Annotated in this window: 17 protein-coding genes and 1 riboswitch; of the genes, 8 read left to right on the top strand and 9 right to left on the bottom strand. The window is 65.2% G+C overall.

The annotated features are described in order from the left end of the window. Both EWH10_RS14650 and EWH10_RS14655 read left to right on the top strand, forming a co-directional pair. The coding region (locus tag EWH10_RS14650) for a hypothetical protein (protein WP_207212589.1) at positions 1-479 on the top strand (479 nt) is incomplete at its 5' end. Between the two features lie 26 nt (positions 480-505). Next, a riboswitch (cobalamin riboswitch) is annotated at positions 506-750 on the top strand. Positions 751-928: 178 nt separating this feature from the next. Next, complete coding sequence (locus EWH10_RS14655; protein WP_044661143.1) at positions 929-2,914, top strand: TonB-dependent receptor; 1,986 nt, start codon at positions 929-931, stop codon at positions 2,912-2,914. Between the two features lie 180 nt (positions 2,915-3,094). On the opposite strand, the gene EWH10_RS14660 is transcribed toward EWH10_RS14655, so the two are convergent. Beyond that, on the bottom strand, positions 3,095-3,748 hold the full coding sequence (locus EWH10_RS14660; RefSeq protein ID WP_044661142.1) for an RBBP9/YdeN family alpha/beta hydrolase: 654 nt from the start codon (positions 3,746-3,748) through the stop codon (positions 3,095-3,097). 204 nt (positions 3,749-3,952) lie between these two features. Between EWH10_RS14660 and EWH10_RS14665 the strand changes: the two genes are divergently transcribed. After that, complete coding sequence (locus EWH10_RS14665) at positions 3,953-4,156, top strand: hypothetical protein (protein ID WP_048575535.1); 204 nt, start codon at positions 3,953-3,955, stop codon at positions 4,154-4,156. Continuing rightward, positions 4,146-4,373, top strand: coding sequence for a hypothetical protein (locus tag EWH10_RS14670; RefSeq protein WP_025551049.1), 228 nt, complete (start codon positions 4,146-4,148; stop codon positions 4,371-4,373). The genes EWH10_RS14665 and EWH10_RS14670 overlap by 11 nt, the downstream gene beginning before the upstream one ends. A gap of 228 nt (positions 4,374-4,601) precedes the next feature. Here EWH10_RS14670 and EWH10_RS14675 read toward each other — a convergent pair whose 3' ends face one another. The 5 genes from EWH10_RS14675 to EWH10_RS14695 all read right to left on the bottom strand — a co-directional run bounded on the left by EWH10_RS14675 (position 4,602) and on the right by EWH10_RS14695 (position 13,784). Next, positions 4,602-4,799, bottom strand: coding sequence for a hypothetical protein (locus EWH10_RS14675; protein WP_025551047.1), 198 nt, complete (start codon positions 4,797-4,799; stop codon positions 4,602-4,604). A 104-nt stretch (positions 4,800-4,903) separates the two neighbouring features. Then, positions 4,904-7,375, bottom strand: coding sequence for a glycoside hydrolase family 3 protein (locus tag EWH10_RS14680; protein WP_025551045.1), 2,472 nt, complete (start codon positions 7,373-7,375; stop codon positions 4,904-4,906). 120 nt (positions 7,376-7,495) lie between these two features. Then, positions 7,496-9,763, bottom strand: coding sequence for a beta-glucosidase family protein (locus tag EWH10_RS14685; protein ID WP_044661141.1), 2,268 nt, complete (start codon positions 9,761-9,763; stop codon positions 7,496-7,498). After that, on the bottom strand, positions 9,763-11,316 hold the full coding sequence (locus tag EWH10_RS14690) for a tryptophan halogenase family protein (protein WP_025551041.1): 1,554 nt from the start codon (positions 11,314-11,316) through the stop codon (positions 9,763-9,765). The genes EWH10_RS14685 and EWH10_RS14690 overlap by 1 nt, the downstream gene beginning before the upstream one ends. 23 nt (positions 11,317-11,339) lie before the next feature. Next, complete coding sequence (locus tag EWH10_RS14695; protein ID WP_065846435.1) at positions 11,340-13,784, bottom strand: TonB-dependent receptor; 2,445 nt, start codon at positions 13,782-13,784, stop codon at positions 11,340-11,342. Positions 13,785-13,944: 160 nt separating this feature from the next. On the opposite strand from EWH10_RS14695, the gene EWH10_RS14700 reads away from it, so the two are divergent. The 3 genes from EWH10_RS14700 (at position 13,945) to EWH10_RS14710 (ending at position 16,648) form a co-directional block, all read left to right on the top strand. Then, positions 13,945-15,183, top strand: a complete 1,239-nt coding sequence (locus EWH10_RS14700; protein ID WP_065846438.1) for an MFS transporter — start codon at positions 13,945-13,947, stop codon at positions 15,181-15,183. Next, positions 15,180-16,196 carry a LacI family DNA-binding transcriptional regulator gene (locus EWH10_RS14705; protein WP_025551035.1) on the top strand — a complete coding sequence of 339 codons (1,017 nt, stop codon included), beginning with the start codon at positions 15,180-15,182 and terminating at the stop codon, positions 16,194-16,196. Before EWH10_RS14700 ends, EWH10_RS14705 begins: the two co-directional genes overlap by 4 nt. A 101-nt stretch (positions 16,197-16,297) precedes the next feature. Next, positions 16,298-16,648: a glycine zipper 2TM domain-containing protein gene (locus tag EWH10_RS14710; protein WP_025551033.1), complete on the top strand. Its 351-nt coding sequence runs from the start codon at positions 16,298-16,300 to the stop codon at positions 16,646-16,648. 63 nt (positions 16,649-16,711) lie between these two features. Here the strand turns inward: EWH10_RS14710 and EWH10_RS14715 are convergent, their stop codons facing one another. The 3 genes from EWH10_RS14715 to EWH10_RS14725 form a co-directional block, all read right to left on the bottom strand. After that, positions 16,712-17,275, bottom strand: a complete 564-nt coding sequence (locus tag EWH10_RS14715) for a CC0125/CC1285 family lipoprotein (protein ID WP_161942146.1) — start codon at positions 17,273-17,275, stop codon at positions 16,712-16,714. Positions 17,276-17,424: 149 nt separating this feature from the next. After that, positions 17,425-20,523 (bottom strand): TonB-dependent receptor plug domain-containing protein, encoded by a 3,099-nt coding sequence (locus EWH10_RS14720; RefSeq protein ID WP_025549207.1) that lies wholly within the window; start codon positions 20,521-20,523, stop codon positions 17,425-17,427. Positions 20,524-20,759: 236 nt separating this feature from the next. Beyond that, positions 20,760-21,395 (bottom strand): TetR/AcrR family transcriptional regulator, encoded by a 636-nt coding sequence (locus EWH10_RS14725; protein ID WP_025549208.1) that lies wholly within the window; start codon positions 21,393-21,395, stop codon positions 20,760-20,762. 158 nt (positions 21,396-21,553) lie between these two features. Between EWH10_RS14725 and EWH10_RS14730 the strand changes: the two genes are divergently transcribed. Then, a complete protein-coding gene (locus tag EWH10_RS14730; RefSeq protein WP_025549209.1) occupies positions 21,554-23,887 on the top strand; it encodes a TonB-dependent receptor in 2,334 nt (777 codons plus the stop codon). Positions 23,888-23,891 lie beyond the last annotated feature (4 nt).

Consider the following 23,891-nt stretch of genomic DNA (forward strand, 5'->3'; position numbering starts at 1 on the left):
AATCTTACATGGTGTGTAAGGACATTGTGAGGATGGCTAATTTAACCGAGTATCCTGCGCCTAGAAGCCACAAGAACCCGGAGCCGCCGCCCACATGTCCCTTCATCAATCAACAATGTCAAAGAGCCGACAACCATACCGGACAGCTATCCTACCCCGTTCCTTGCGTTCTGGGAGACCAGCGTCCGTACCTGTTGGCGACCGTCCAGTTCAGCGCCTCAGTGGCGTCGTCCCGTCCGGTGAACGGGCATCTAGGTGGGCCAGGAGATTCAGGCAACCCCAAAAATGACAGTTTTTGGAAATTCCCGGAAAAAAGTCGCATGGTCACGGACAACCCGTTGATTTTGCTGTATTTGATCATGCCGCAGATGCGAATGTCGCTTGTAGATGCCTGGTGGATGCGGGCGACGGCGAAGCTGGTCTCCGCCCTTTGCTGGAGTACGAAGAGCCTCTTGCAAGCGGGGCGTCACCGCGTGTAACGAGAAGGCGCGGGGGACATATCGTCTCCCGCAATGATCGCGCCGGTGCCCCGAACGGGGCTTAAAGGGGAATGCGGTGCGGGAGGGCAACCTCCCCAAGCCGCGGCTGTCCCTGCAACTGTAAGCGGTGAGCGCGATGCATATGCGCGGCGGAGCGAGGCTTCCGCCGCCAGCCACTGGGCCGGACGCTAAATCCTGCGAGGCCTGGGAAGGCCTTGCATCGATGCGACGACCCGCGAGCCAGGAGACCTGCCGGCGTCTGGTCGCTCTTGCCCTGGCCCAGGGGATGGCCGCGGCACGGTGTCTTTCCGTCTGAGCGACGAACGAGCGGTGGAGGCCGCATCGGTTCGCGGGAACGGTCGCTTTTGGCGTCCGGCCGTCCCTGCGCGCCGGCCGTCGTCTGGCGGTCAGGCTCCGCCGGATGTCGCGAGACGCCGGAAGGAATGCGAATGCAATGGAAGATAATGGCTGCGGGTTTGATCGCGGCACATGCGGTCCCGGCTCTGGCGGAGACGGAGGCGCCGGAGGCGGAGATCATCGTCTTCGGCCGGGGCGAGGCGAAGATCGGCGTCGCCCAGGCGGCGAGCGAGGGGAGTGTCGCCGGGTCCGACCTGCTGGTCCGCCCGCTGCTGCGCGTGGCGGAACTGCTGGAGGCGGTGCCGGGCATGGTCGCGGCGCAACATTCGGGGAGCGGCAAGGCGAACCAATATTTCCTGCGCGGCTTCAACCTGGATCATGGGTCTGACTTCACCACCTATATTGACGGGGTGCAGATGAATTTCCGCTCGCACGGGCATGGGCAGGGTTATCTGGACCTGAACGGCCTGATCCCGGAGATCATCGCGCGGGAGGATTTCCGGAAAGGCCCCTATCGCGCCGATGGCGGCGACTTCGCGCTGGCGGGCGCCGCCTATATGAAGACGATCGACGGGTTCGACCGGCCGTGGATGTCGGTGGAGGGCGGCTCCTACGGTTCGCGGCGGATCGCGGCGGGGGGCACGATCAAGGGCTTCGGGCCGGGCGAACTGACGCTGGTGGCGCAGGCCAAGGCCTATGACGGGCCATGGGAGGAGCCGGAGCATCTGCGCCATTATGCCGGTTTCGCCAAATATCGGGCGGGGGCGGTGGAGGCAACGCTGCATGCCTATCGCGCGACATGGCGGCCGACCGAGCAGATTCCGGAACGGATCGTCGGATCGCCGGTCTGTGCGGATATGTTCTGCTCGCCCGATCCCTCGGCGCGGGGGGCGACGACGCGCCTCGTCGGCAATGTCGCGGTGACGCAGGCGGACTGGCGCGCCAATGGCTATGCGCAATATTATGACTGGTCGATGTATTCCAACCCGACCTATGCCGATCCGGACGGCAGCAGCGCGCAGATCCGCCAATATGACCGCCGCTGGATTATCGGCGCGACGGCGGAGAAGCGCTGGTCGCTGGGGTCCACGCTGGACTTCGGCGTCGGGACGGAGGATCGCTATGATCATATGGGCAATGTCGGGGTGTCGCGCACCGCCGACCGGGCCTTCCTCTCCTCGCTCGGCCGCTATCATGTCGAGGAACTGTCGCTGGCGCTTTATGGCGACGTGACGTGGCAGCCGCTGCCCGGCCTGCGCGTGACGGGCGGACTACGCGGCGATCATTATCGCTATGCGGTGCGGGCAAGGGATGCCGCCGCCGCCGCTCTGGGCGAAGGCAAGGGGTCGGACAGCCTGTTGTCGCCCAAGGCGTCGCTCGCCTATCGGGTCGCGCCCGCGCTGGAACTCTACGCCAATTGGGGCCGTGGCTTCCACAGCAACGATGTGCGGGGGGCGGTGAATGTCGACACGCCTGTCCCGGTGCTGGTGCGCGGCACCGGCAAGGAGCTGGGCGGGCGGGTCCAGATCGGTTCGGCCAGCCTGACGGCGACCTATTGGTGGCTGAATGTGGGCAGCGAATTGCGCTTCGTCGGGGATAGCAACGCGGTCGAGCCGACCGGCGCCAGCAAGCGGCATGGCTATGAGATCGTCGCCTTCTGGCGGCCGCTGCCCTGGCTGGCGCTGGACGGCAATTATACCGCCAGCCATTCGCGCTACGACAATGGGGACCGGATTCCCAATGCCTTCGAAAATGCCGCTTCGGCGGGCGTGGCTGTCGTGCTGGGGCGCTGGGAGACGAGCCTGCGGGTGCGGCATCTGGGGCCTTATCCGCTGATCGAGGACAATAGCGTGCGGGACAAGGGGAGCACGGTGGTGAACGCCCGCGGCGCGTGGAAGGGCAAGCGGATCGAACTTTATGGGGAGCTGCTGAATATCTTCGACAGCCGGGACAAGGACATCGCTTATTTTTACGAGTCCTATATTCCCGCTTTCGACATGACGGGTCCGCAGGAAGGGCGGTTGAGCCGGGTCGTGGAGCCCCGGACCGTGCGCCTGGGGATGAAGGTCAAGTTTTAGGGCGCGCCGCGTTGAAGCGGACGCTGGCCGCGCGCTCGACATTTCTGTCGCCGCATCGTTTCAAACGGACATCCTCCCCGCGCGAAGCGTGGGGAGGAGGAACAGGCGAAGGCCGGCGGAGAGCTCAACCGCGCCGCTTCGCCTCCGTCCAGCGGCCATTCAACAACAGGAAGGCAATGGTCAGACGCCGTAAAGCAGCGTCGCCTCCGCGCTGCGTTCCCGCTCGCCGGCGATGCGCTGGCCATCCATTCCCTGATCTTCGAAAGGCTGACCGAGCCGGGACAGCAGGAATCGTCCGAACGTCCAATCGCCCAGCGCGGAATCGGCGTTGATGTGCCCCGCCTCTCCCGCGTCGGCAAAACGGCTGCCCCAGAATTGCGCGAGCAGCCTCGCCCGGCTGAAGGAGATATAGGGATCGTTGCGGCTGGCTACGAGGATCGAGGGGAAAGGCAGCAGCGCCTTGGGCGTCGGCGCGAAGCCGCGCAGGCGGGAGTCGACGGCGCCCGATTCGAGTTCAGGCGGCGCCACCAGCAGGGCTCCGACGATCTTTTCGCTCCATTCGCGGCATTCGAACGCGGCCCACCAGGTCACGGCGTGGCAGCCCAGGCTATGGGCGGCCAGAATGACCGGGCCATCGATGCGATCGATCGCATGGTTGAGATTGCCGATCCAGCTATTGCGCTGCGGGGCGTCCCAACTGCCCAGTTCGGCGCGGTGGCAATTGGGCAGTTCGGCTTCCCAGATCGTCTGCCAATGCCCCGGCCCGCTGTTCATCAGGCCAGGCACGGTCAGGATCGTCGCGGAAGCGGTCAGTTCAGGGGCATATGGGCGCATGGGAAACCTCCTGCCCATGACATATTCTCTATCATTATGATTGACAATAGTGGATGGATGTTTTGCGGACTGCTGTTGCCGCTGCGCGACGAACCGAAAGGCGCGCTCCCTCTGCCTGATCGAGGTCAGGCGGGCCAGTCGGTTCGGGAAAGTTGAAAGCCGGCACGCCTGCTCCTATCAGCGATGGATGCGGCGGCGATCTTCATGACAGACGGCATCAGGGACATTCTCGACCGTTTGCGCGCACCCGCCGGCAATGTCGTGGCGCGGGCCAGGCGCATGGTGGAGGCCCATGTGCCGGAAGAACGGCGCGGACCCGGATGGGACCGGCACTGGCGGGAGCTGGAGGCTTATCTGGAACTGCCGGGACAATGGCCTTGCGCCGAGGGAAAAGAGAATGACGGCTGACAAACTCGTCGAACTGATCGTCGCCCGTCTGGTGCGCGATCATGGACGCAGCAAACATCATTGGCGCAGGCTGGTGGGGCCGATCCGGCTCTATAGCCGCGCGACGCATCCGCATTGCAACTGGGCCGCCGCGCCGACCGGAAGCTTTCAGGAAATCGCCGCGATCGAGGCGCTGCTGGACGACTGGCGCATGCGTTACCCGCTGCTCTCCGGTTGATGAAGCATTTGGCTGGAGCGCCCTGCGTCAGGCAGGAGGCGGGGCACGCGCATCCGAATTTCCGTTATCGCATCCTTTCAGGCGGAAAACCGGCCCCGCCCTTCGACGGGCTCAGCACGGGCAGTTCCGCACCATATCCAAAGCAGATTCCGATCCGATTGCATCGGCTCGACTGCTCTAGGTTTGTGTTTATCGCGTTTTCCGAGCCAGCAGATGACTCCATCTGCTCTAGCTGCCCGCTTCCGTATTGACGGGCGGCGCCAATGGATTGGGATCGCTGTCCTCGGCTTTCTCCACGCGCTCCGCCGCTTCATCGTCGGCCTGGCCCGCATCGCCGCCGGGCGAACCCTTTTCCGGCGGCGGCACGTCATTGCGGCCCTCCGCCGGGTCCTGGGTCGATTCGCCGCGCTGTCCGTCATTCTGCATGTCGATCTCCTGCTTCGAGGGTCTCAACGTGCCATGTCCGGACGGTATCCTCACCACAGGGCGACAACCGAATAGGGTTTAACCTGCTTTATCGCTCCTTCCCCTCAGTGCGGCGCCGCGTCGCCACAGGCGTCCATCGGCACGCTGACATAGTCCAGCTTCACGTCCGAAATGCTGATGTCGGCAGCGCCGTTGGATCGCAGCACGAGCGGCGCGGTGACCGCCTGCATGTCCGCGCCGCGCTTGGCGAAGCATTGCAGCGGAACGACGAGCCGAGACCATTCCCCGGGCTTTGCGGAGGACAATGCGCCGCCGATCGGCAGTTCGACCGTGCTCTGCCCGCTTTGCAGGCCGACGGTCATCTTCCCCGCCGGCTTTGCGTCCACCCGATATTCGACGACCAGGCTGATCTCTCCGTTGCTCTCGCGCGAGAGGTCGAAGGCGCGGGGGGCGACGAAGGCGACCTGCCCTGCCCCCTTCCATACGAAGCGACGGCTGTCCTCCTGCGCGCGGCGGTCGACGCCGCTCTGTGTGACGCCCTCCGCCTCTATGGCCCAGCCGGGCGGCGTCTGGCCGCGTCCATAGAAGGTGCCGGGCGTCGCCGCCGCCATGCCGGCGGGGCGGCTCTCGTCCAGCGTCCCTACTTTGCCGGGCCGGGCGTAGCTCAGGCCATAGCCGAAGGGGAAAAGCGGATCGTAGCCCGGATCGCGGCGGTTCAGCACATATTGGTCCGGGCGTTTCGGCCAGGAAAAGCTCAGCTTCCCGCGGAAATCATGGCGCGGCTTCCCGTCCGCGCCGGCGAACAGCATATCGGCCACGCCGCCGCCCTCGCTTCCCGGCAGGAAGGCCGCGACGAAGGCGTCGGATGCGTTGAGTTCCGCATTCACCCAAAGCGGCCGACCGGAAAGGAAAACCGCCACCACCGGCACGCCCGCCGCCTTGAAGCGGCGCAGCATCTCCAGATCGCGCTTGTCGCCGGGGCTGTATTCCAGATTGGGAACGTCGCCCTTGAACTCCGCATAGGGCTTTTCCCCGAAGACGACGATGGCGGCGTCCGGCTTTTGCGTGAAGCGGCCGTCGGGGGCGTAGCGCGCCGTGCCGCCGCCGGCCTTCACCGTCTCTTCTATCCCCTTCCAGACCGACTGGGCGTTGGGAAAGGCCGAATTGGGCACGTCGATCCCCTGCCAGGTGATCGACCAGCCGCCCGCCTGCTGGCTGATGCTGTCGGCCGCCTCGCCCGCGACGAGGATGTCGGCATTGGCCTTGAGCGGCAGGACGCCTTCATTCTTCAGCAGCACCAGCGATTCCCGCACGGCGCGCCGGGCGACGGCGCGATGGCCGGCGGAGCCGATGGCGTCGAACTTGCCGGCAAAGGCGCGGGTGGAGGGGCGCCCCCGCTCGAACGTCCCGGCGCGGATCTTCACCCGCAGGATGCGCCGCACGGCGTCGTCCAGCCGCGCCATCGGGATCGTGCCCGCCCTCACCTCCCGCAGCGTGTTGTCGTAAAGCTGTTTCCAGCCCGGCCCCGAATACATGAACATGTCGAGCCCGGCATTGATCGCCTGCGGGCAATCCTCATTGGAGCAGCCCGGCACCTGCCCATGGCTGTTCCAGTCCCCCACGACGAAGCCGTCGAAACCCATGCGATCCTTCAGCACGTCGGTCAGCAGCGACTTGTTGCCGCTCATCTTGGCGCCGTTCCAGCTTGAGAAGCTGGCCATGACCGATTGCGTGCCCGCCTCGATCGCCGCGGGATAGCCGCCCAGATGCACGTCGCGCAGCACCTCCTCCGACACGCGCGTATCGCCCTGGTCGCGTCCGCCGGTGCCGCCATCGCCCAGAAAATGCTTGGTGGTGGCGATCAGATGATCGGGCGCGAGGAAATCCCTGGTGCCGGCCTTGCCCTGCACGCCCTCGATCATCGCGCCGGCATAGTCGGCGGCGATCTGCGGCTCCTCCGAATAGCTTTCATAGGTGCGGCCCCAGCGGTCGTCCTGCACCACCGCCAGCGTCGGCGCGAAGGTCCAGTCGAGCCCCGCCGCCGCCGTCTCCAGCGCCGTCACGCGCCCGATCTCCCGGATGAGATCGCGGTCGCGCGCCGCGCCCAGGCCGATATTGTGCGGGAAGAGCGTCGCGCCGACGATGTTGTTGTTGCCGTGGACGGAATCGGTGCCCCAGATGATCGGGATTTTCGGGCCCCTGTCGCTCCGGGACATGGAGGCTTCATAGAATTCGTCCGCCAGTTTCAACCATTTGGCGGGCGAAGCATATTCGTCGCCATAAGGGCCGCTATTGCCGCCGTTCAGGACCGATCCGACCTTGTATGTCCGCACGTCGGCGGGGGTGATGGAGCCGATGTCGACCTGGATGAGCTGGCCGACCTTGTCCTCGACCGACATGGCCTTCAGCAATGCGTCGACGCGCCTTTCCACGGCCGGGTCGCGCTTGGGCTGGGCATCCACCCTGGGCCAGAGTTCGGGATGCGCAACCGAGGCCGCGGGCTGCTGCGCCGCCGCGGATGCCGCGAGCAGGACCGTCAGGACGGTCAGGGAAACGGGCGAAAGGCCGATGGTCATGTCGTCTCCTGGAATAAGGTCGCCTTCATGCTGGCGAAATAGCGGAATTTTTTCTGTCCGGGCATCAATGCGTTCCCGCGGAGGCAGGAGCACATTCTGCACTTGGGCCAACCGCCCCCATCAGGGCTTCAGGCTCTTGGCATTAAGCCTCGCCACGCCCTTCAGCGCGGCGTCGCCCGCATGATGCCCCACCGCCAGCGCATAGTTGCCGCCGTCGAGCCGCCAGCCCCTCCCTTCCTCGAAGCGCGCGATCAGGCGTGGGTCGACGGTCATGGTGACGCGCCGGGTCTCGCCGGGCGACAGGCTGAGCTTGTCGAAGCCGGCAAGCCGCCAGGCGGCGATGCCTGCGCTCCCCTTCGCCTGCACATAAAGTTGCGGAACGTCCGCGCCCGCACGGCTGCCCGCATTGGTCACGTCGAAGCTGACGGTCAGCGCCGCGCCGTCCTGCACCGCCAGATTGGCATAGGTGAAGCTGGTATAGGTCAGGCCATGGCCGAACGGGAAAAGCGGTTTCACGCCCTTCATCGCATACCAGCGATAGCCGACCTCCGCACCTTCGGGATAATCGACCGCAAAGGGCGCCACGCCGCCGGTCATGCCGTAATTGGTCTTGTCCCCGGCGTCCCGGCGGGCCTCGGCCGCGTGCAGTTCGGCTAGGCCCGCCGGTTCCGGACGCGGCGCCTGACCGGCGCGCACCGGGAAGGTGATGGGCAGGCGGCCCGAAGGCGCGACGTCCCCGAAGAGGATATTCGCCATGGCTTCGCCGCCGCGCTGGCCGGGATACCAGGCCTGCACCAGCGCCGGCACCTTCGCGATCCAGGGCATTTCCACAGGGCCGCCCGTCTCCAGCACGACGATGGTCTTCCGGTTGGCAGTGGCGACCGCTTCGATCAGCGCATCCTGATTGTCCGGCAGGCGCATATTGTCAGGGTCCTGCGCCTCCGTCTGCCATTGCCAGCCGAAGACGATGGCGAGGTCCGCCCGACGCGCCGCTTCGGCCGCGGCCCTTGGGTCGCCGCCGTCGACATAGCTGACCTCCGCCTGCGGCACGAGTGCGCGGATCGCCTTCAGCGGCGAGGAAGCATGCCAGGTCATCCGCGCGAAGGAGGCGGCGGCCCCCTTTGTCAGCGGAATTTCGACCGGAGCCCCGCCGACGGAGCGGACCTGCGACGATCCGCCGCCCGACAGCACCCCGACATCGGCATGGCCGCCGATCAGGACGATCCGCCGCGCGCTTTTCGCCAGCGGCAGCAGATCGCCCTCATTCTTCAGCAGGACGATGCCCTCCTCCGCCGCGCGCTGGGCGATGTCGGCATGGGCGGCATAGTCGATCTGGCGCGGGCTTTCCGGGACGGGATCGTCCATCAGGCCGCTGGCGATCACGCCATGGAGGATGCGCTCCACCATATCGTCCAGCCGGGCCGCGGGAATCCGGCCGGCCTTCACAGCCTCCTCGAACGGCTTGCCGAAATGGATCGCATCGTCCAGTTCCTGCCCCGATTCCTGATCGAGCCCGCCCAGCGCCGCCTTCCCGGTGGAATGGACCGCGCCCCAGTCGGACATGACCCAGCCCCTATAACCCCAGTCCCTCTTCAGGACTTGGTTGAGCAGCCAGTCATTTTCGCAGGCATAATCGCCATTCACCTTGTTATAGGCGCACATGACGGAGGCGGGATCGCCGATCTCCGTCGCGATCTGGAAGGCCAGCAGGTCGCTTTCGCGCAGCGCCGCCCTGTCGATCCGGGCGTCCAGCACGGTGCGGCCGGTTTCCTGCGAATTCAACGCGAAATGCTTGATGGTTGAGACGATATGGGCACTCTGCACGCCCCTGATATGCTCGCCCGCCATCACCCCGGCCAGCAGCGGATCTTCGCCCAGATATTCGAAATTCCGCCCGTTCCAGGGATCGCGGGTCAGGTTGACGCCGCCCGCGAGCAGGATGTTGAAGGTCTTGGCCCGCGCCTCCGCGCCGATCATCGCGCCGCCCGCATAGGCAAGCGCCGGGTTGAAGGTGGCCGCCGTGGCGAGGCTGGCCGGCAGGGCCGTCGCCGTATCGCCCTTGCGCTGCTCGATCTGGTTGGCGACGCCCAGACTCGCGTCGCTCTCCCGCAGGGTCGGGATGCCGAGGCGCGGGATGCCCGGGATGTGCCCTGCGGACGGGATCATGGCGATCGGTTGGGAAGGCCGGGCGAGCGGCGGGAAATAGCCGTGGATGATCGCCAGCTTCTCCTCGATGGTCATGGCGGCCACCAGCGCCCTGGCGCGTGCTTCCGGCGACAGGGCGCGGTTGCTGCCGGCACTGGCGGCGGGGACCGGCGGGGAAGGCTGCGCATGGGCCAGGCCGGCGACGCCAAGAAGCAGGGAAGCGATCAGCGGTTTGCGCGTCATCAGGATACTCTTGCAGAGGGTTGCCGCCCACGCAGATGGTCGAGCAGCGCACGATGGTCGGGAAGATGGGAGACGGCGGCGCCGGAGGCCCCGGCCACCCTGGCGAAGGCGGCCCGCGCCTCCTGCCCGCCGGGATAGCGGCCGATGCCGCCCGCCAGCCGGGTTTCGAAACCCATGCCGTAGAGGATATAATGATAGCTGGGCGGCAGGAAGGTTTCGAGATCGACCGTGAAATCGAAGCGCGAGGGCGGGCGGTGCCGCCATTGGGCGAGCAGGTCCTGCAGATCAGCCGGGATGGAGGCCGGATCGGCATTGTCGCGCCAATAGGCCGTGTCGGTGCGGCGGGTAATGCAATAATGCAGCTTCAGGAAGCGGACGATCCGTTCGAACCGCGCCGTCATCAGCCTGTTGAAGCGGCGCGCCGCGGCATTGCGGGCGGCGGTGTCGCTGGCGCTTCCGGCAGGCAGGAGGAAATCCCCCACCATGCGCAGCGCCGCCTCGATCAGCATGATGCCGGTCGATTCCAGCGGCTCGAAAAAACCCGCCGACAGGCCGATGGCGATGCAGTTGCCGATCCATTGCCGCTCGCGATAACCAGTAGCGAAGCGAAGCTGGCGCGGGGTCAGCGCCTCGCCGCCCGGCCTGACATAGCGGCGCAGCACGGTTTCCGCCTCATCGTCGGAGCAATGGCGGCTGGAATAGACATAGCCGATGCCCCGCCGTTCGGGGAGGCCGATGTCCCAAGTCCAGCCCGCCTCATGCGCGGTCGCCAGCGTATAGGGACGGATCGGCGCGTCCGGGCGGTCATGGGGCACCTGCATCGCCAGCGCGCGGTCGTTGAACAGCGTGTCGCCGCAGCCGACGAAGCCGCTGCCCAGCGTCTTCCCGATCAGCAGGGCGCGGAAACCGGAACAGTCGATGAAGATGTCCCCCTCTACCCGCCGCCCGTCCCTGAGGGTCAGGGCGGCGATGTCGCCATCCTCCCGCTGTTCGACATGCGCCACCATGCCCTCGATCCGCCGGACACCGGCGGCGAGCGAGATCGTCCGCAGATAGTCCGCGAAACGCGCCGCGTCGAAATGATAGGCATAGTTCATCGGACCGGAAAAATCCGGGTCCTGCACCCGCTTGGGCGCTCGCCCGGCGCGGATCACCCGTTCCTGCACGGTGACGCTGTCGGCCCAGGAAGCGCGCTGTCCCTCCATCGCCAGCCAATGGGGCAGCAGCGCCTCATCCTCGCCGCCGATGGGCATGTTGAACGGGTGGAAATAGCTGTCCGCGCCCGTGGCCCAGCCGTCGAACAGCACGCCCTGCTTGAAGGTCGCATCGGCGGAGCGGAGGAATTCCCCCTCCCCAACGCCCAGTCCCGCCAGGGTCGAGCGGATGGTGGGAAAGGTCCCTTCGCCCACGCCGATGATGCCGATCTCGCTGGATTCCACCAGCGTCACGTCGCGCATCCCCAGCGTGCGGGAGAAGGTGGCGGCGGACAGCCATCCGGCCGTTCCGCCGCCGACGATGACGATCCGACCGGGGGAGGGAATGTCGGCCGTCATCTCAACTTCTCCTCGTCAGCCGGTCAGAAGTTGGCCCGGGCGCGCACGCCCCAGGTCCGCGGCGGCTGGAGGTTGGACAGGAATACCGGGTCGTAGCGCGGCGCGCCGAAGGAACCGGCGCCCGTGCGGATCTTCCCATTCTCGATATTCTGGACGAAGGCTTCGACCGAATATTTCTGGTCCGGCGACGCGAAGCGGATCGATGCGTCGGAACGGAAATAGGCCTTCTGGCGGTCCCAATCGGTGCCGTTGGTGCCGCGGTTCGGCATATTGTCGGCCGGATCGTTGGGATTGACGAAGGGATTCGCATCGCCGTTGAAGTAGCTCAGCCAGCTCTTGGTCTCATAATGGGTGGTGAAACGGGGCGTGATCTTCGCGCCGCTCGCCAGTTCGAAATCATGCTCATAGCTGAGCGTGGCGGAGAAGCGCGGCGCATGCGCCAGTTCATTGCCCTTGAGCTGCGCGATGGAGGACAGCTTGCCGCCGTCGTAGAGGCGCCCGTCGACGCTCTCCAGTTCCTCCAGCTTGGTCTTCTGGAGCGTGCCGGAGAATTGCAGCCGGTCGCTGTCGGTCAGGTTCGCCACCATTTCCGCCTCCAGACCATAGGCCTTGGCGCCCTTCGCATTCTGGGTGATCATCTGGCTGCGCACGACATTGCCCGCATCGTCGCGGAAAGTGACGGCCTGGTTCACCTGATAGCCCTTGAAGTCGCTATAATAGGCCGCGAGGTTCAGCGTGACGCGCCGGTCGAGGAAGCGCGACTTCAGGCCGACTTCATAGTTGGTGAGCGTTTCCGGATCGGTCAGGCCGGCATTGTCCTGGATATTGCCCGACTTGAAGCCGGTGCTGATGCTGGCATAGCCCAGCACATCCTCCGCCAGGTCGGCATCGACGCGGGCGAGATAGGTGAGCTTGTCCCACTTGCCCTTCACATCGTTGCTGGAAATGGAGAAACCGGGCAGCAGCGCGGCCAGTTCATCCGCCGTGGCGTTCGGATAGGCGCCGAAGATGCCGCCCTGGCACGCGTCGGCGGGCAGGGTCGCGGGGCAACCGGAGAAGGTCACGTTGCGCCCGCCGATATCCTCCTTCTTGTCGGAGGTGTAGCGCAGGCCGCCCGTGACGCGCAGCGCGTCGCTGACATGCCAGACCGCCTGGCCGAAGACGGCGCGGCTGTCGATCTGGCGATTCGCCTGGATGAAGCTGCCCGCCCAGCTGAAGGTGCCGTCGCGATAGCCGTTCCGCTGGTCGATGTCGAAGCGGATGCGGTTCTTCTCATGGCTGTAATAGGCGCCCAAAATCCAGTCGATCGCCTGTTCGCCGGTCGACTTGAGCTGGACCTCATGGCTCTGGAAATCGTAGCGCGAGGAGAGCGTCCGGTTCTCCCCGAAGGCGCCGAGCGGCAGGTCGTTGCCGTCCGCGTCGACCTGCCCCGTCGGCGGCAGAGCGCCTGCGTCCGCATCGGTCTGCGTCGAGCCGCCGATGCGCGACCAGCCCGCGATATAGCTCAATTGGATGCCGTCGGTGACATCGTAGTTCATGGTGCTGCGCACCGCGACGGAATAGCGGTCGGTGTCGGGCGCGGTGTCGCTGAGCGTCGACCAGCGCTTCGTGCCGGGGCGCGGCGTCTGGAGCAGGCCGATGACCGGCGCGCCATTGTCGAGGAAACCTTCCGCCGACAGGTTCCAGCTAAAGCGTTCGCTCGGCTGCCAGAGCATGGAGACGCGGCCCGACTGCTGGTCGGCGGCATAATATTTCTTGCCGGTGGTGATGAAGGCCGAGCGGTTGATGCCGGGCACGTCCGGCGCAGGCTGGAAATCGGCATAGCCGTCATGCCGGTCGGTGACGAAGGCGACGCGGAAGGCCAGCGTGTCGGTGACCGGGATGTTGATCGCGCCGCGCACGCCCAGACGGTCGTAATTACCCGCGACGACCTCCACATTGCCGCCGAACTCGCCCAGCTTCGGCTTGGCGGAGATGAGGCTGAGCGCACCGACCGTCGCGTTGCGGCCGAACAGGGTGCCCTGCGGGCCGCGCAGCACCTCGACGCGCTCCATGTCGTACATCAGCACAGACGCCCCCTGCGCGCGCGGCGAGTAGATGCCGTCGACATAGATGGCGACTTCGGGGTCCGCCACTTCGGTATAGGCGCTGTCGTTGCCGATGCCGCGCAGCGTCAGCAGCACCGCCGACTGGTCGCCCTGCTGGTTGAACTGGAGCGACGGGACGAAGCGGGCGAGGTCGGTGACGTCCTTCACCTGCTGCCGGTCGAGCTGCGCCTGACCGAAGGCGGACACGGCGATGGGGGTGGATTGCAGCGTGGTTTCGCGACGGGTGGCCGTCACGATGATGTCGCTGCCATAATCGGGCTGCGCCGTCTGGGGCGCTGCATCCTGTGCGAAGGCGGGGGTCATCCACAAGGTTGCGGATGCAAGCGCGGTGCTCGCGGCCAGCGCAAAGCTTTTCATCATCTCTCTCCCTGGACCCACATGGTCTGTGGGCGCCTATTGACCCAAGCCTGACAACGATGTCAACATGATTTTTGACATCGTTGTCATATATTGCCATATTGCGCCGGAACGGCTTTGCGGCTTCACTATATTCTCCAAGGTTCAGCCAAAGCCTCTTTCCATGGTGGCCGTCACGTCATCCCCGCCCCTTTCCGATCAAGAGCAGGTGGACAGCCGGCTTTTCCGGCTGTCCATCGGCGTGTTCTTCACCGGGGGCTTCCTGACATCGTCCGTCAGCCTGCTGGTGCCGCAGCTCAAGCTGATGCTGGACCTGGACTACAAGGGCGCGCTGCTGGTCCAGCTTGCCTTTCATTCCAGCTACATGCTCTTCGCGCTGCCGATCACCTGGTCGATCGTGCGCGCCGGCTACATGCGGGCCATCGTCGCCGGCCTGGCGGTGATCACGGCGGGATGCCTGGCCCTGACCCTGGCCCAGAACGCCCTGTCCTTCGCCATGGTGCTGGGGGCGCTGCTGCTCGTTTCGGCGGGGCAGACCTTCCTTCAGATCGCGTCCAACACCGTCGTGGCCGTGATCGGACCTTCGCGGGGCGCGGCGCGCCGGCTGACGCTGCTTCAGGGCTTCAATTCGTTCGGCACCGTCCTGGGTCCGCTGCTCAGCGCGCCGCTGCTGCTTGGCGAGCTGGACCCGCAGGCGGCGCGGCATGTCGGCGCGGCCCTGCCCTTTACGGGGACGGCGCTGGTCACGGGACTGCTGGCCTTCGCCTATTTCCGCAATCGCGCCTTGCTGGAGCAGGATGAATCGCGCCGATTCGCCTCCATCGGGCAGATGTTCCGGGTAATGCGCTCCCGCCGGTTGCGCTGGGGCGCGGCGTCGATCTTCGTCTATGTCGGCGCGGAGGTGGCGATAGGCGCGTTGCTGCCCACCGTCCTGATGCGGCCGGACCGGCTGGACGCGGCGCCTGTTCTCGCCGGTCAACTGGTCAGCCTCTACTGGGGCGGCGCGATGGTGGGGCGTTTCCTGGGCGCATGGGCGATGCAGCGGATCGCGGAGGCGCGGCTGCTGATGGCCGTGTCCTTCGGGGCGGCCGTCCTGACGACCGCCGCCATCGTCCTGCCGGGCGTCACCGGCGCCAGCGCCCTGCTGGCCGTGGGCCTTTGCAACGCCATCATGTACCCGACGATCTACGCGCTCGCCCTGCCGGAAGACGAACGGCAGGCGCCGGTCGCATCCATGTGGCTGTGCATGGCGGTGGTCGGCGGGGCCATCGTTCCACTGCTGACCGGCGCGCTGGCGGATGCGACGGCATTGCTGCCCGCGCTGATCCTGCCCGCCGCCTGCTATGCCTTCATCGCCCAGTTCGCGGCCCTGTGCGCGCGGCCGCAGGAGACCCGCCCATGAGTACCGTCACGATCAAGGACGTCGCGGCCCGCGCCGGCGTTTCCCCCAAGACCGTCTCGCGCGTCATCAATGGGGAGGACCATGTCCGACCCGAGATCAGGGAAGCGGTGCAGCGCGTGGTGGCGGAACTCAATTACCGGCCCAATGCCTTTGCCCGCAGCCTGTCCAGTTCCCGTTCCTATCTGCTTGGCCTGTTCATCGACGATCCCGTTTCGGGCTATGCCGCAGATGTGCAGCATGGGGCGCTGCTGCGATGCCGGGAACGCAGCTATCATCTGGTGGTGGAGCCGGTCGAGCTGAACCGGCCGGACTGGAAGGATCATGTCCGCGCCAGCATAGCGAGCCTCCGGTTGGATGGCGCGATCATCGCCCCGCCCATTTGCGATGCGGCTGAGCTGATCGACCTGTTCCGCGAATCCGACGTGCCCCATGTGCTGATCGCCCCATCCGGCGAATCGCCCGATTCTGGCGCGGTGCGCATGGACGATCGCGGCGCGGCGCGGGAGATGACCGCCTATCTGATCGGCCTTGGCCATCGCCACATCGGCCTGGTCCAGGGGCCGCTCAGCCACAGCGCGTCCGCCCGGCGGGAGGAAGGTTTCCGCGCGGCCATGGCGGAGGCCGGCATTGCGGTCGATGAAGATGCGGTGCTGCGCGGCGACTTCAGTTTTCGCTCCGGCCTGGAACGGGGGGAAGCGCTGCTGGACCGGACGGACCGCCCAAGCGCCGTCTTCGCCTGCAATGACGACATGGCGCTCGGCGTCCTCATCACCGCGATGAAACTCGGCATAGCCGTGCCCCAGTCGCTGTCCGTCGCGGGCTTCGACGATTCGGCCTCCTCGCGCGCGGCCTGGCCGCAGATCACGACCATCCGCCAGCCCAAGGCGGAAATGGCGGCCGCCGCCGTCGACATATTGGTCGACCCATCCTTCCGAAAGAAAAGCGCCGGGCCGCAATCCCGCCTGATGTTGCCCCACGCCCTTGTCGTGCGCGGCAGCACCGGGGCCGCATAGCGCCGGCCCCCAGCTTAACCATTGATAACAAGCCGGTTCAGGATTGGCGCATGTGCGGCATGGAATAAGGCGGTCAACGACGAGGTAAGAGGAGACCAGTCATGACCATTCGCAAGACCATGCTCGCCATCGCTGCCGCTGCCGCGACCCTTTCCGCGGCGGTTCCGGCCACTTCCTTCGCCCGCGACGGCGGCTGGCACCGCCATGATCGCCACGAGCGGGTTCGCTATTCCGACCGCCGCGACTATCGCGACTACCGTTCCTATCGCGACGACCGCGGCTATCGCTGCCGCAAGTCGGGCGGCACGACCGGCCTGCTGCTGGGCGGCGTCGCGGGCGCGCTGCTGGGCCGCGCGGTCGATACCCGCGGCGACCGGGCTCCCGGCACGATCATCGGCGCGGGCGCCGGCGCACTTGCGGGCCGCGCCATCGATCGCAACTCCAGCTGCTAAGCCGGATCGTAGAAGGGGCGGCAGCGCCATGGCGCTGCCGCCCCTTTTTTATTCCGCCTGCGGTCAGTTGGGCCGGACGATATTGGGGCCCAGATTCGTCATCACTTCTTCGGCGCTGAAGGCGCGGACATTATCTGCGGGCTTGCGGCCCCTGCCCATCACGATTTCTGCACTGGCCTCATAGCGGTCCACGGTGCGCACATCGATCCGGCTGTCCCAGAAGGGATCGCCCCAATAGGGATCCCAGCTCCGCCAACCGAAGCCGCGCCCATAATAGCGCCAGGATGGGCCCCAATAGCCGAAGGCGCCCGGCGCGAACGGCCGGTCGACATAGGTCCGGCTGCGCCTCTCGGTATTGCGGTCGGCCATGACGAACCAGTCATAGCCGCGCTGGCGCGTCAGTTCCGCGGCGCGGTAGAGCAGATAGCGCTCCACCGTCTCCCGCGATGTCATGCTGTTGCCGGAAAAGGTCACGCGAAAGCGATTCGCCTCGATCTGCTCGTCGGCATAGCCGCCGGGGGCAGCGCGGCTCTGCCCGGCCGGCTGATAGGGGGTTGCCGTCGTGCAGGCGCCAAGCGCAAGCATGAGGCCCGTTGCAAGCATCCATTTCTTTCCGATTTTCATCATGGCATCCTCGCTGCTTTTCTTCGTACCGGATCAACGCGCAACCATGGATTGGGGTGCCGCAGGCTGGGCAAAGCTGAATGATCGCAGGGGGCGGATATGAAGATGCCGGGCCCGGACCGGAGAATTCCTCCTCCGGTCCTCCCAAACTCTCAGAAGGTGAACCGCGCGCCGGCCCGGAAGGAGCGCCCGAATATTCCCAGTCCACCCTGGACCGGATTATAGTTGTTCGCGCCGTAGGTGACGGGGTCGATCGGCGGCAGATCGTCGAACAGGTTGAGTATATTGATGTAGAAGGTGAAGCGATCCGACGCCTTGAAGCTGGTCGTCAGGTCGACCGTGATATAGGCAGGCACGTCGCACTTCACGAAAGGCGCGGAAAGCAGGCCGCAATCGCCCGGCTCCGTCCCCTGGTCGGCGGCGGAAAGATTATAGCCGCCAAAATATTCGGCTGTCGCGCTGACCGTCCATTTCCCCCATTCCAGCGTATTCTGCCAGTTGCCGTGCCATTCCGGCGTGCCCGATCCGGCGGTCAGGTTGAAGTTGCCGGCCGTTCCTTCATAGGATTCCGTCGTGCCGTCCGGAAATGTCGTGCTGAGATTGATGATATAGCTCGCCTCCAGCGCCGAGGTGAAGCGAATGTCCGGGCCGAGGTCGATCTGCGCCCTCGCGGCGAAGTCCAGTCCTTCCGAACGGATGGTGTTGGCGTTGATAAGCTGCGACTGCACGAAGGCCACGCGCGGCGTCGCGCCGGGAAAGTCGGGCGCGGGCGCATCCGCGATGATATTATAGCCGGATGGCACCACCTGGCCCGCATAATAAGCGAGTAGCGCCGGGCGGTTGCTGGGCGTGGTGATCGCGCCGGTCTTCTTGATGTTGAAATAGTCGATGCTGAGGGAAATGTTCCGGATCGGCTCCACGACGATGCCGGCGGTGAAGCTGGTCGACCGTTCCGGTTTCAGGTCGGGGCTGGCCAGCGTGGTCTGGCCATAGCTGGCGCTGCTGATATAGGCCGGACAGCTGTTGAAGGTCGCCAGGGAACAGCCATATTGCGACAGGAAGGCGTCGTTGTACAGCGATTGAGCGGCCGTGACGAAGCCGGTCGTCGGAATGGCGTTGGCCTCCGCGAAGCTGGGGATGCGGAAGCCGCGTGACCAGGTGCCGCGAAGCGCGACCTGGCGGATCGGCGTGAACTTCGCCCCGACCTTCGGAGAGAAGGCGTGCTGTCCGCTCGAATAATCGTCATAGCGGCCCGAAGCGTTGATCTCGAGCGACTCCAGCACCGGCGCATTCAGCTCGACAAAGGCCGAACGGACCGTCCGGTGGCCCTTGGTGCCGAAGGCGTTGAGGACGAAATAACGCTGCGTCGGCCCGTTGACGTCCGAATTGGCGCTTGGCGCATCGATGGATTCATAGCGCAGCGAAAGCCCGCCGCCGATCTGCATCGGTCCCCCTGGCAGGTCGAACAGATTGCCGCTGAGCGTCGCCTCCACGGCATAAAGCTGGGAATTGGCATCCGTCACATTGTCTGGCGACAGATAATCGAGCGTCGCCTGACTATTGGCATAAGGGTTGACGAAATCATAGCTGCCGTCGGCAATCACGTTCAGAAGATTCTGGATATAGATATAACCGTTCTGCGTCCGCCGCAGGTCGGTGCGCATTGCGACGCCATTCACCGCGAAGTCCCAGTCGTCCCACAACTTGCCCGTAACGCCCAGAGCGGCGCGATAGGTGCGGCTGCGGGTCTCATTATATTCCTGGATATTGGGTATGCGCCCCAATATGCGCGCCACCTGCCCCTGCGCCGCGAAAGGATTGTTCGGATTGAGCCGGGCAGCCGGATTGGCGGCGGTGCAATTGGGATCGGGCAAGTTATTGATCAGCGGGCAGACATAGACCGGCAGGGCAAGGACAAGCGAACCGACGGAATTGGCGCCGCCAGCGGCGGCCGCCGTGCTGAAGCGGGGAAAGTTGATGCCGGCCGGGCCGTTGCGGCGGATGCTGGCGGGCAGGCCGGTGAAGCTCACATTGCTCTGAAGGAAATTCGCCTGGAAATAGGCCTCTATGTCGTCGGTGATCCGTCCCGTCGCCCGAAAGGAACCGCCCCATCTTTCGATATTGGGAGAGATGACGCCATATTGATTGACGAGATCGCCCTGGCATACGGTTCCGGGCGCACGCGCGTCCGCCGCGAATTCCTGTGGGGTCAGCGTATAAGGCGTCTCCCCGGCGATGCAGCCGGCGGCGGGGTTGAGGAACTGGTAGCGGCCGGTTTCGGCGGCATTGTCCGGACCGGCCGGCGCCACGAAGAAGGTGGTGGCGAACAGGCTGGCGTCGGTGGTGGTCGAAAAACCGGAATAGCCGCCTGTCGAAGGATTGATCGATCCTCCATTCGGCCCGATGGACGGTCCGCACACGCCGTCGCGGCAGATGCCCGACTGGTTCTGCGAATTATAGGGATAGCGCCGGTCGCGGTTATAGAGCGCCGCCTGATCGAAGTAGAAACCGCTGATATAGACGTTGAATCCCTGATCATCGAGATCGCCCCAGCCCGCCGTCAGGCTGAGCCGGTGATTGGCGCCGTCGCCCCGCTGGCTGATGCCCGCTTCCGCCCGGCCGGATATGCCCGTGATCTGCTTCTTCGTGATGACGTTCACGACACCCGCGATCGCGTCCGCGCCATAGGTGGAGGACGCGCCGTCGCGCAGCACTTCGATCCGGTCGACGATGTCGTCGGGAATGGTGTTGAGGTCGACGAAATTGCGCGTCGCATCGTCCGCCAGCGGATAATAGGCCGCGCGCAGGCCGTCGAACAGGACCAGCGTCGAGTTGGTGCTGAGGCCACGGAGCGACACCGCCGATGCGCCGGCGGCAAAGGCCCCATTGGCGGAAAAGGAGTTGGTGAGCGCGGGGCCGTTGTTCGACGCCAGCCGCTGCACCGCCTCCTGCGTGGTGTTGATGCCGCGCTGTTCCAGCGTCTCGGCATTGACGACGGTGATGGGCGATGGCGTCGCTGCCGTCGTCGTGCGCAGGATGGACCCGGTCACGACGATCGTGTCGCCCTCGCTCGGTTCGGCGGAGTTGGTCGTGGGGGCCGGGGCCTGTCCGGGCGCGGTCTGCGTGTCGGACTGCTGCGCAGTGCTGCTTTGCGCCGCCGCCGGGGCGATCAGGCTGAGGCTCGCCAGACAGGCCGTCAGTGCAGAGCTATTGCAGAGGGCGCGGTGGATGATAGCCGAATTGGTTCGCATTGCTCGATCCCCTCACAGGAAGAAGTCGCGCCGAACCGCAGTAAGATCGGCGCTGCCGCTGAACGCGCGATCGGGGTTGAGGGACGCTGGCTGGAATGCAACCTGGATTAGGATCGACTGCGGTAGGAAGAAGATAGTTGCTCAATTGCTACAATTTAAGGCTATTCCGGATGATCTCGCGCAAATTCGGATGAGATCATGGGTGGAATGCCTCCAGGACTCATGGAGATTGGCCGTCAGGCGTTGTCAGGATTTCCATCCCTGCCGCCGCTTCCGATTCCGCGCTCGATCAGCGCGTTGGCGATCGCGGCCACCTCCTGAACGGGGCGGCTGTCGTCCCAAACGCCAAAGCGCAGGCCCAGGAACACGTTCATGCCCATGATCGCCCAGGCATGGATTTCATCCGGCTCGCCGGAGACTTCCCCGCGCGCCGCCGCCTCGCGCAACCGGACCAATATCCGAGACGCCGTGCTCTCATAATGGGTGCGATAGGCCGCCTGGTCGACGAACTCCGCCTCATCGATGATGCGGTAGATTTCCTTGTGGCTCCGCGCGAACTCCAGAAAGCTCAGCAGCCCCAGCCGTTCGGCATCGATCCCGTCGCGGGCCTGCGCGATGCGCGGCCCGACATAGTCCCGCACCTGTCCGGACATATCCGCGACCAGCGCGCGGAAGATGTCGTCCTTGCTGTCGAAATAAGTGTAGAAGCTGCCCAGCGCGCAGCCTGCCCGCCGGGTGATGCCGCTGATCGACCCTTCGTGGAAGCCCTTTTCCCCGAACTCCTCGGCCGCCGCCGACAACAGCGCCCGGCGGGTTCTTTCCCCGCGGGCGGTGCGCGGCGTCTTGTCCTTTTCGCCCAGCAAATCCGTCATCCGTCATCCTCCCCATCCGTGATCTTTTTGCCGCATCCGGCCTGTTCCCGTCATGCGTCCTTATTTCAAGTTGAAAGTTGGTTCAACTTTCATTATCGAATCGCAGGAACAGTCCCGCGACCCGGATTTCCGGGCGTATTTCAGGAGAGGAACCGTCCATGAAGGCTCGCCATTCCCTGCGTATCGCCGCGCTCGCCTCCGCAGCATGGGGCGGCGCCGTTTCGCTTCCAGCCATCGCGCAAAATGAAACGCCCGCATTCGACAGCGGCAGCGAGATCATCGTCACCGCTCGCCGGCGGGAGGAGAATATCCTCGACGTGCCGGTGTCCGTCACCGCCATCTCGTCGGAAAGCATCGCCCGGCTCCAGGCGAACGACATGTCGGGCATTCAGGGGGCGGTGCCGAACGTCAATCTGGTGCAGGGACGCGGCTCCACCTCCAATTCCAACTTCTTCATCCGCGGCATCGGCCAGCCCGACGCGCTCCAGACCTTCGATCCGGCAGTCGGCACCTATGTCGACGGCGTCTATTTCAGCCGCATCCAGGGCGCGCTGGTGAACCTGTTCGACGTCGAGCGGGTGGAGGTGCTGCGCGGCCCGCAGGGCACGCTCTATGGCAAGAACACCATTGGCGGCGCGGTCAACATCGTCAGCCGCAAGCCCAGCACCACCGACTTCAAGGCAATGGGCAGCCTGACCTATGGCAGTTACGACACCTGGCTGGCGAACGGCTATGTCTCCGCGCCGCTGGTGCAGGACAAGCTCGCCCTCAGCATCGCGGGCGTCTATGACAAGCGCGCCGGCACTGTCACCGATCCTCTGACCGGCCGCAAATATAATGATCGCGACACCAAGGCCGGCCGCGCCATTTTGCGCGCCACACCCAGCGACCGGGTGGAACTGATCCTGTCGGGCGACTATACCCGCCAGCGGACGGCGCCGACACTGGGCTATGCCACCGCGCCGCTCACCAACGTGCTCTACAATTCCGCCTTCCAGGTGATCGGGGTGCCGGTGGTGAAGCCCGCCTATCCCTATGGCAAATATGATTACAAGGCGTCGACCAGCCTGGCGCCGGGCCAGGGCCAGCGGCTCGACCATTGGGGCCTGTCCTTCACCGCCAATGTCGAACTGAACGACGCGGTGACGCTGACCTCCATCACCGGCTATCGCAAGCTGCGCCCGGATTATTACATCGATTTCGACGCCACCGAACTGGAAGTGGCGGACGCCTTCGTCGGCGTGCATCAGAAGCAGTTCAGCCAGGAACTGCAGCTCAAATATGACAGCGGCCCGTTGTCGGGCGTGTTCGGGCTCTATTATCTGAATGAGACGATCCGGTCCCATCAGGAAAGCTATGACGACAATTATCTTCAGCTTCAGGCCGCTCCCGGCCTTATCCTGCCGCTGACCTTCACCCGCTTCATCGACGATCACCAGAATGTGAAGAGCTACGCCGCCTTCGGCCAGATGACCTATGATCTGACCCGGAAGCTCTCGATCACGGCAGGCCTGCGCTACACGAAGGAACGCAAGGAGTATAACCGGTCCACCTATACGGTGCTCGCCGGCGCGCAGACAGCGCCCTTCCTCTTCCCCGGCAGCCTGCCGGCGCCCTATAATGACCTAGACCATGTCGATTTCGACGCGTGGACGCCGATGGCGACCCTATCCTACAAGCCGACGCGCGAGACGCTGCTCTACGCGACCGTTTCCAAGGGCTTCAAGTCGGGCGGCTTCAACGGCCGCGTCAACGGGCTGGGCGACGTGACGCAGGTGGTGGACGGCGTCACCACCATCATCCCCTATTTCAAGCCGGAGACGGTCTGGAGCTATGAGACGGGCGCCAAGGGCAGCTTCCTGGGCGGGCGGGTCAATCTGTCCGCGGCCGCCTTCTACTCCGACTACAAGGACTTCCAGGCCCGTGTCGGCGGCGGCACCACCGGCATCGCGGGCGGCTCCTTCCCCGTCGTGAACGCAGGCAAGCTGCGCATCTGGGGCGTCGAGTTCGAGGCTTCGGTAAAACCCATGCGCAACCTGAACGTCGCGGCTTCTGTCGGCTATCTCAACGCCGATTACAAGGAGTTCAACGACGGCCGCCGCGCGCCCGCCTTCTCCTGCAATCCGACCGGCAACGCCATCACCTGCAAGCCCCCCTTCGCGCCGCCCATGACGGTGCGGCTGGCGGCGGACTACAGCATTCCCTTGGGCAGCGCGTCGCTGACCTTGGGCGGGGACATGCGCTTCGTGGACAAGCAGTGGCTGTCGGTGGACAACCGCCCCGGCCTTCAGGAAGACGGCTATACCATCGCCAACGCCTATGTTCAGGCCGATTTCGCGGAGGGCAAATATTATCTGCGCGGCGCGGTGAAGAATGCCTTCAAGGAATTGTACAAGACCGACGGGCAGGAATTTTCCAGCGTGGGCAACATCCAGACTGTCTATTATGGCGACCCGCGCACCTGGACGATCACGGCGGGCTTCCGCTTCTAATTTG

This window comes from Sphingobium fuliginis (assembly GCF_004152845.1).
GTDB lineage: Bacteria > Pseudomonadota > Alphaproteobacteria > Sphingomonadales > Sphingomonadaceae > Sphingobium > Sphingobium fuliginis.

Coding starts and splice junctions, on each gene's coding strand:
- EWH10_RS14655 (WP_044661143.1), top strand. CDS start 929: ATGCAATGGAAGATAATGGCTGCGGGTTTGATCGCGGCACATGCGGTC.
- EWH10_RS14675 (WP_025551047.1), bottom strand. CDS start 4,799: ATGCAGAATGACGGACAGCGCGGCGAATCGACCCAGGACCCGGCGGAG.
- EWH10_RS14705 (WP_025551035.1), top strand. CDS start 15,180: ATGAGTACCGTCACGATCAAGGACGTCGCGGCCCGCGCCGGCGTTTCC.
- EWH10_RS14660 (WP_044661142.1), bottom strand. CDS start 3,748: ATGCGCCCATATGCCCCTGAACTGACCGCTTCCGCGACGATCCTGACC.
- EWH10_RS14685 (WP_044661141.1), bottom strand. CDS start 9,763: ATGACGCGCAAACCGCTGATCGCTTCCCTGCTTCTTGGCGTCGCCGGC.
- EWH10_RS14700 (WP_065846438.1), top strand. CDS start 13,945: ATGGTGGCCGTCACGTCATCCCCGCCCCTTTCCGATCAAGAGCAGGTG.
- EWH10_RS14730 (WP_025549209.1), top strand. CDS start 21,554: ATGAAGGCTCGCCATTCCCTGCGTATCGCCGCGCTCGCCTCCGCAGCA.
- EWH10_RS14725 (WP_025549208.1), bottom strand. CDS start 21,395: ATGACGGATTTGCTGGGCGAAAAGGACAAGACGCCGCGCACCGCCCGC.
- EWH10_RS14690 (WP_025551041.1), bottom strand. CDS start 11,316: ATGACGGCCGACATTCCCTCCCCCGGTCGGATCGTCATCGTCGGCGGC.
- EWH10_RS14680 (WP_025551045.1), bottom strand. CDS start 7,375: ATGACCATCGGCCTTTCGCCCGTTTCCCTGACCGTCCTGACGGTCCTG.
- EWH10_RS14665 (WP_048575535.1), top strand. CDS start 3,953: ATGACAGACGGCATCAGGGACATTCTCGACCGTTTGCGCGCACCCGCC.
- EWH10_RS14695 (WP_065846435.1), bottom strand. CDS start 13,784: ATGATGAAAAGCTTTGCGCTGGCCGCGAGCACCGCGCTTGCATCCGCA.
- EWH10_RS14670 (WP_025551049.1), top strand. CDS start 4,146: ATGACGGCTGACAAACTCGTCGAACTGATCGTCGCCCGTCTGGTGCGC.
- EWH10_RS14715 (WP_161942146.1), bottom strand. CDS start 17,275: ATGATGAAAATCGGAAAGAAATGGATGCTTGCAACGGGCCTCATGCTT.
- EWH10_RS14710 (WP_025551033.1), top strand. CDS start 16,298: ATGACCATTCGCAAGACCATGCTCGCCATCGCTGCCGCTGCCGCGACC.
- EWH10_RS14720 (WP_025549207.1), bottom strand. CDS start 20,523: ATGCGAACCAATTCGGCTATCATCCACCGCGCCCTCTGCAATAGCTCT.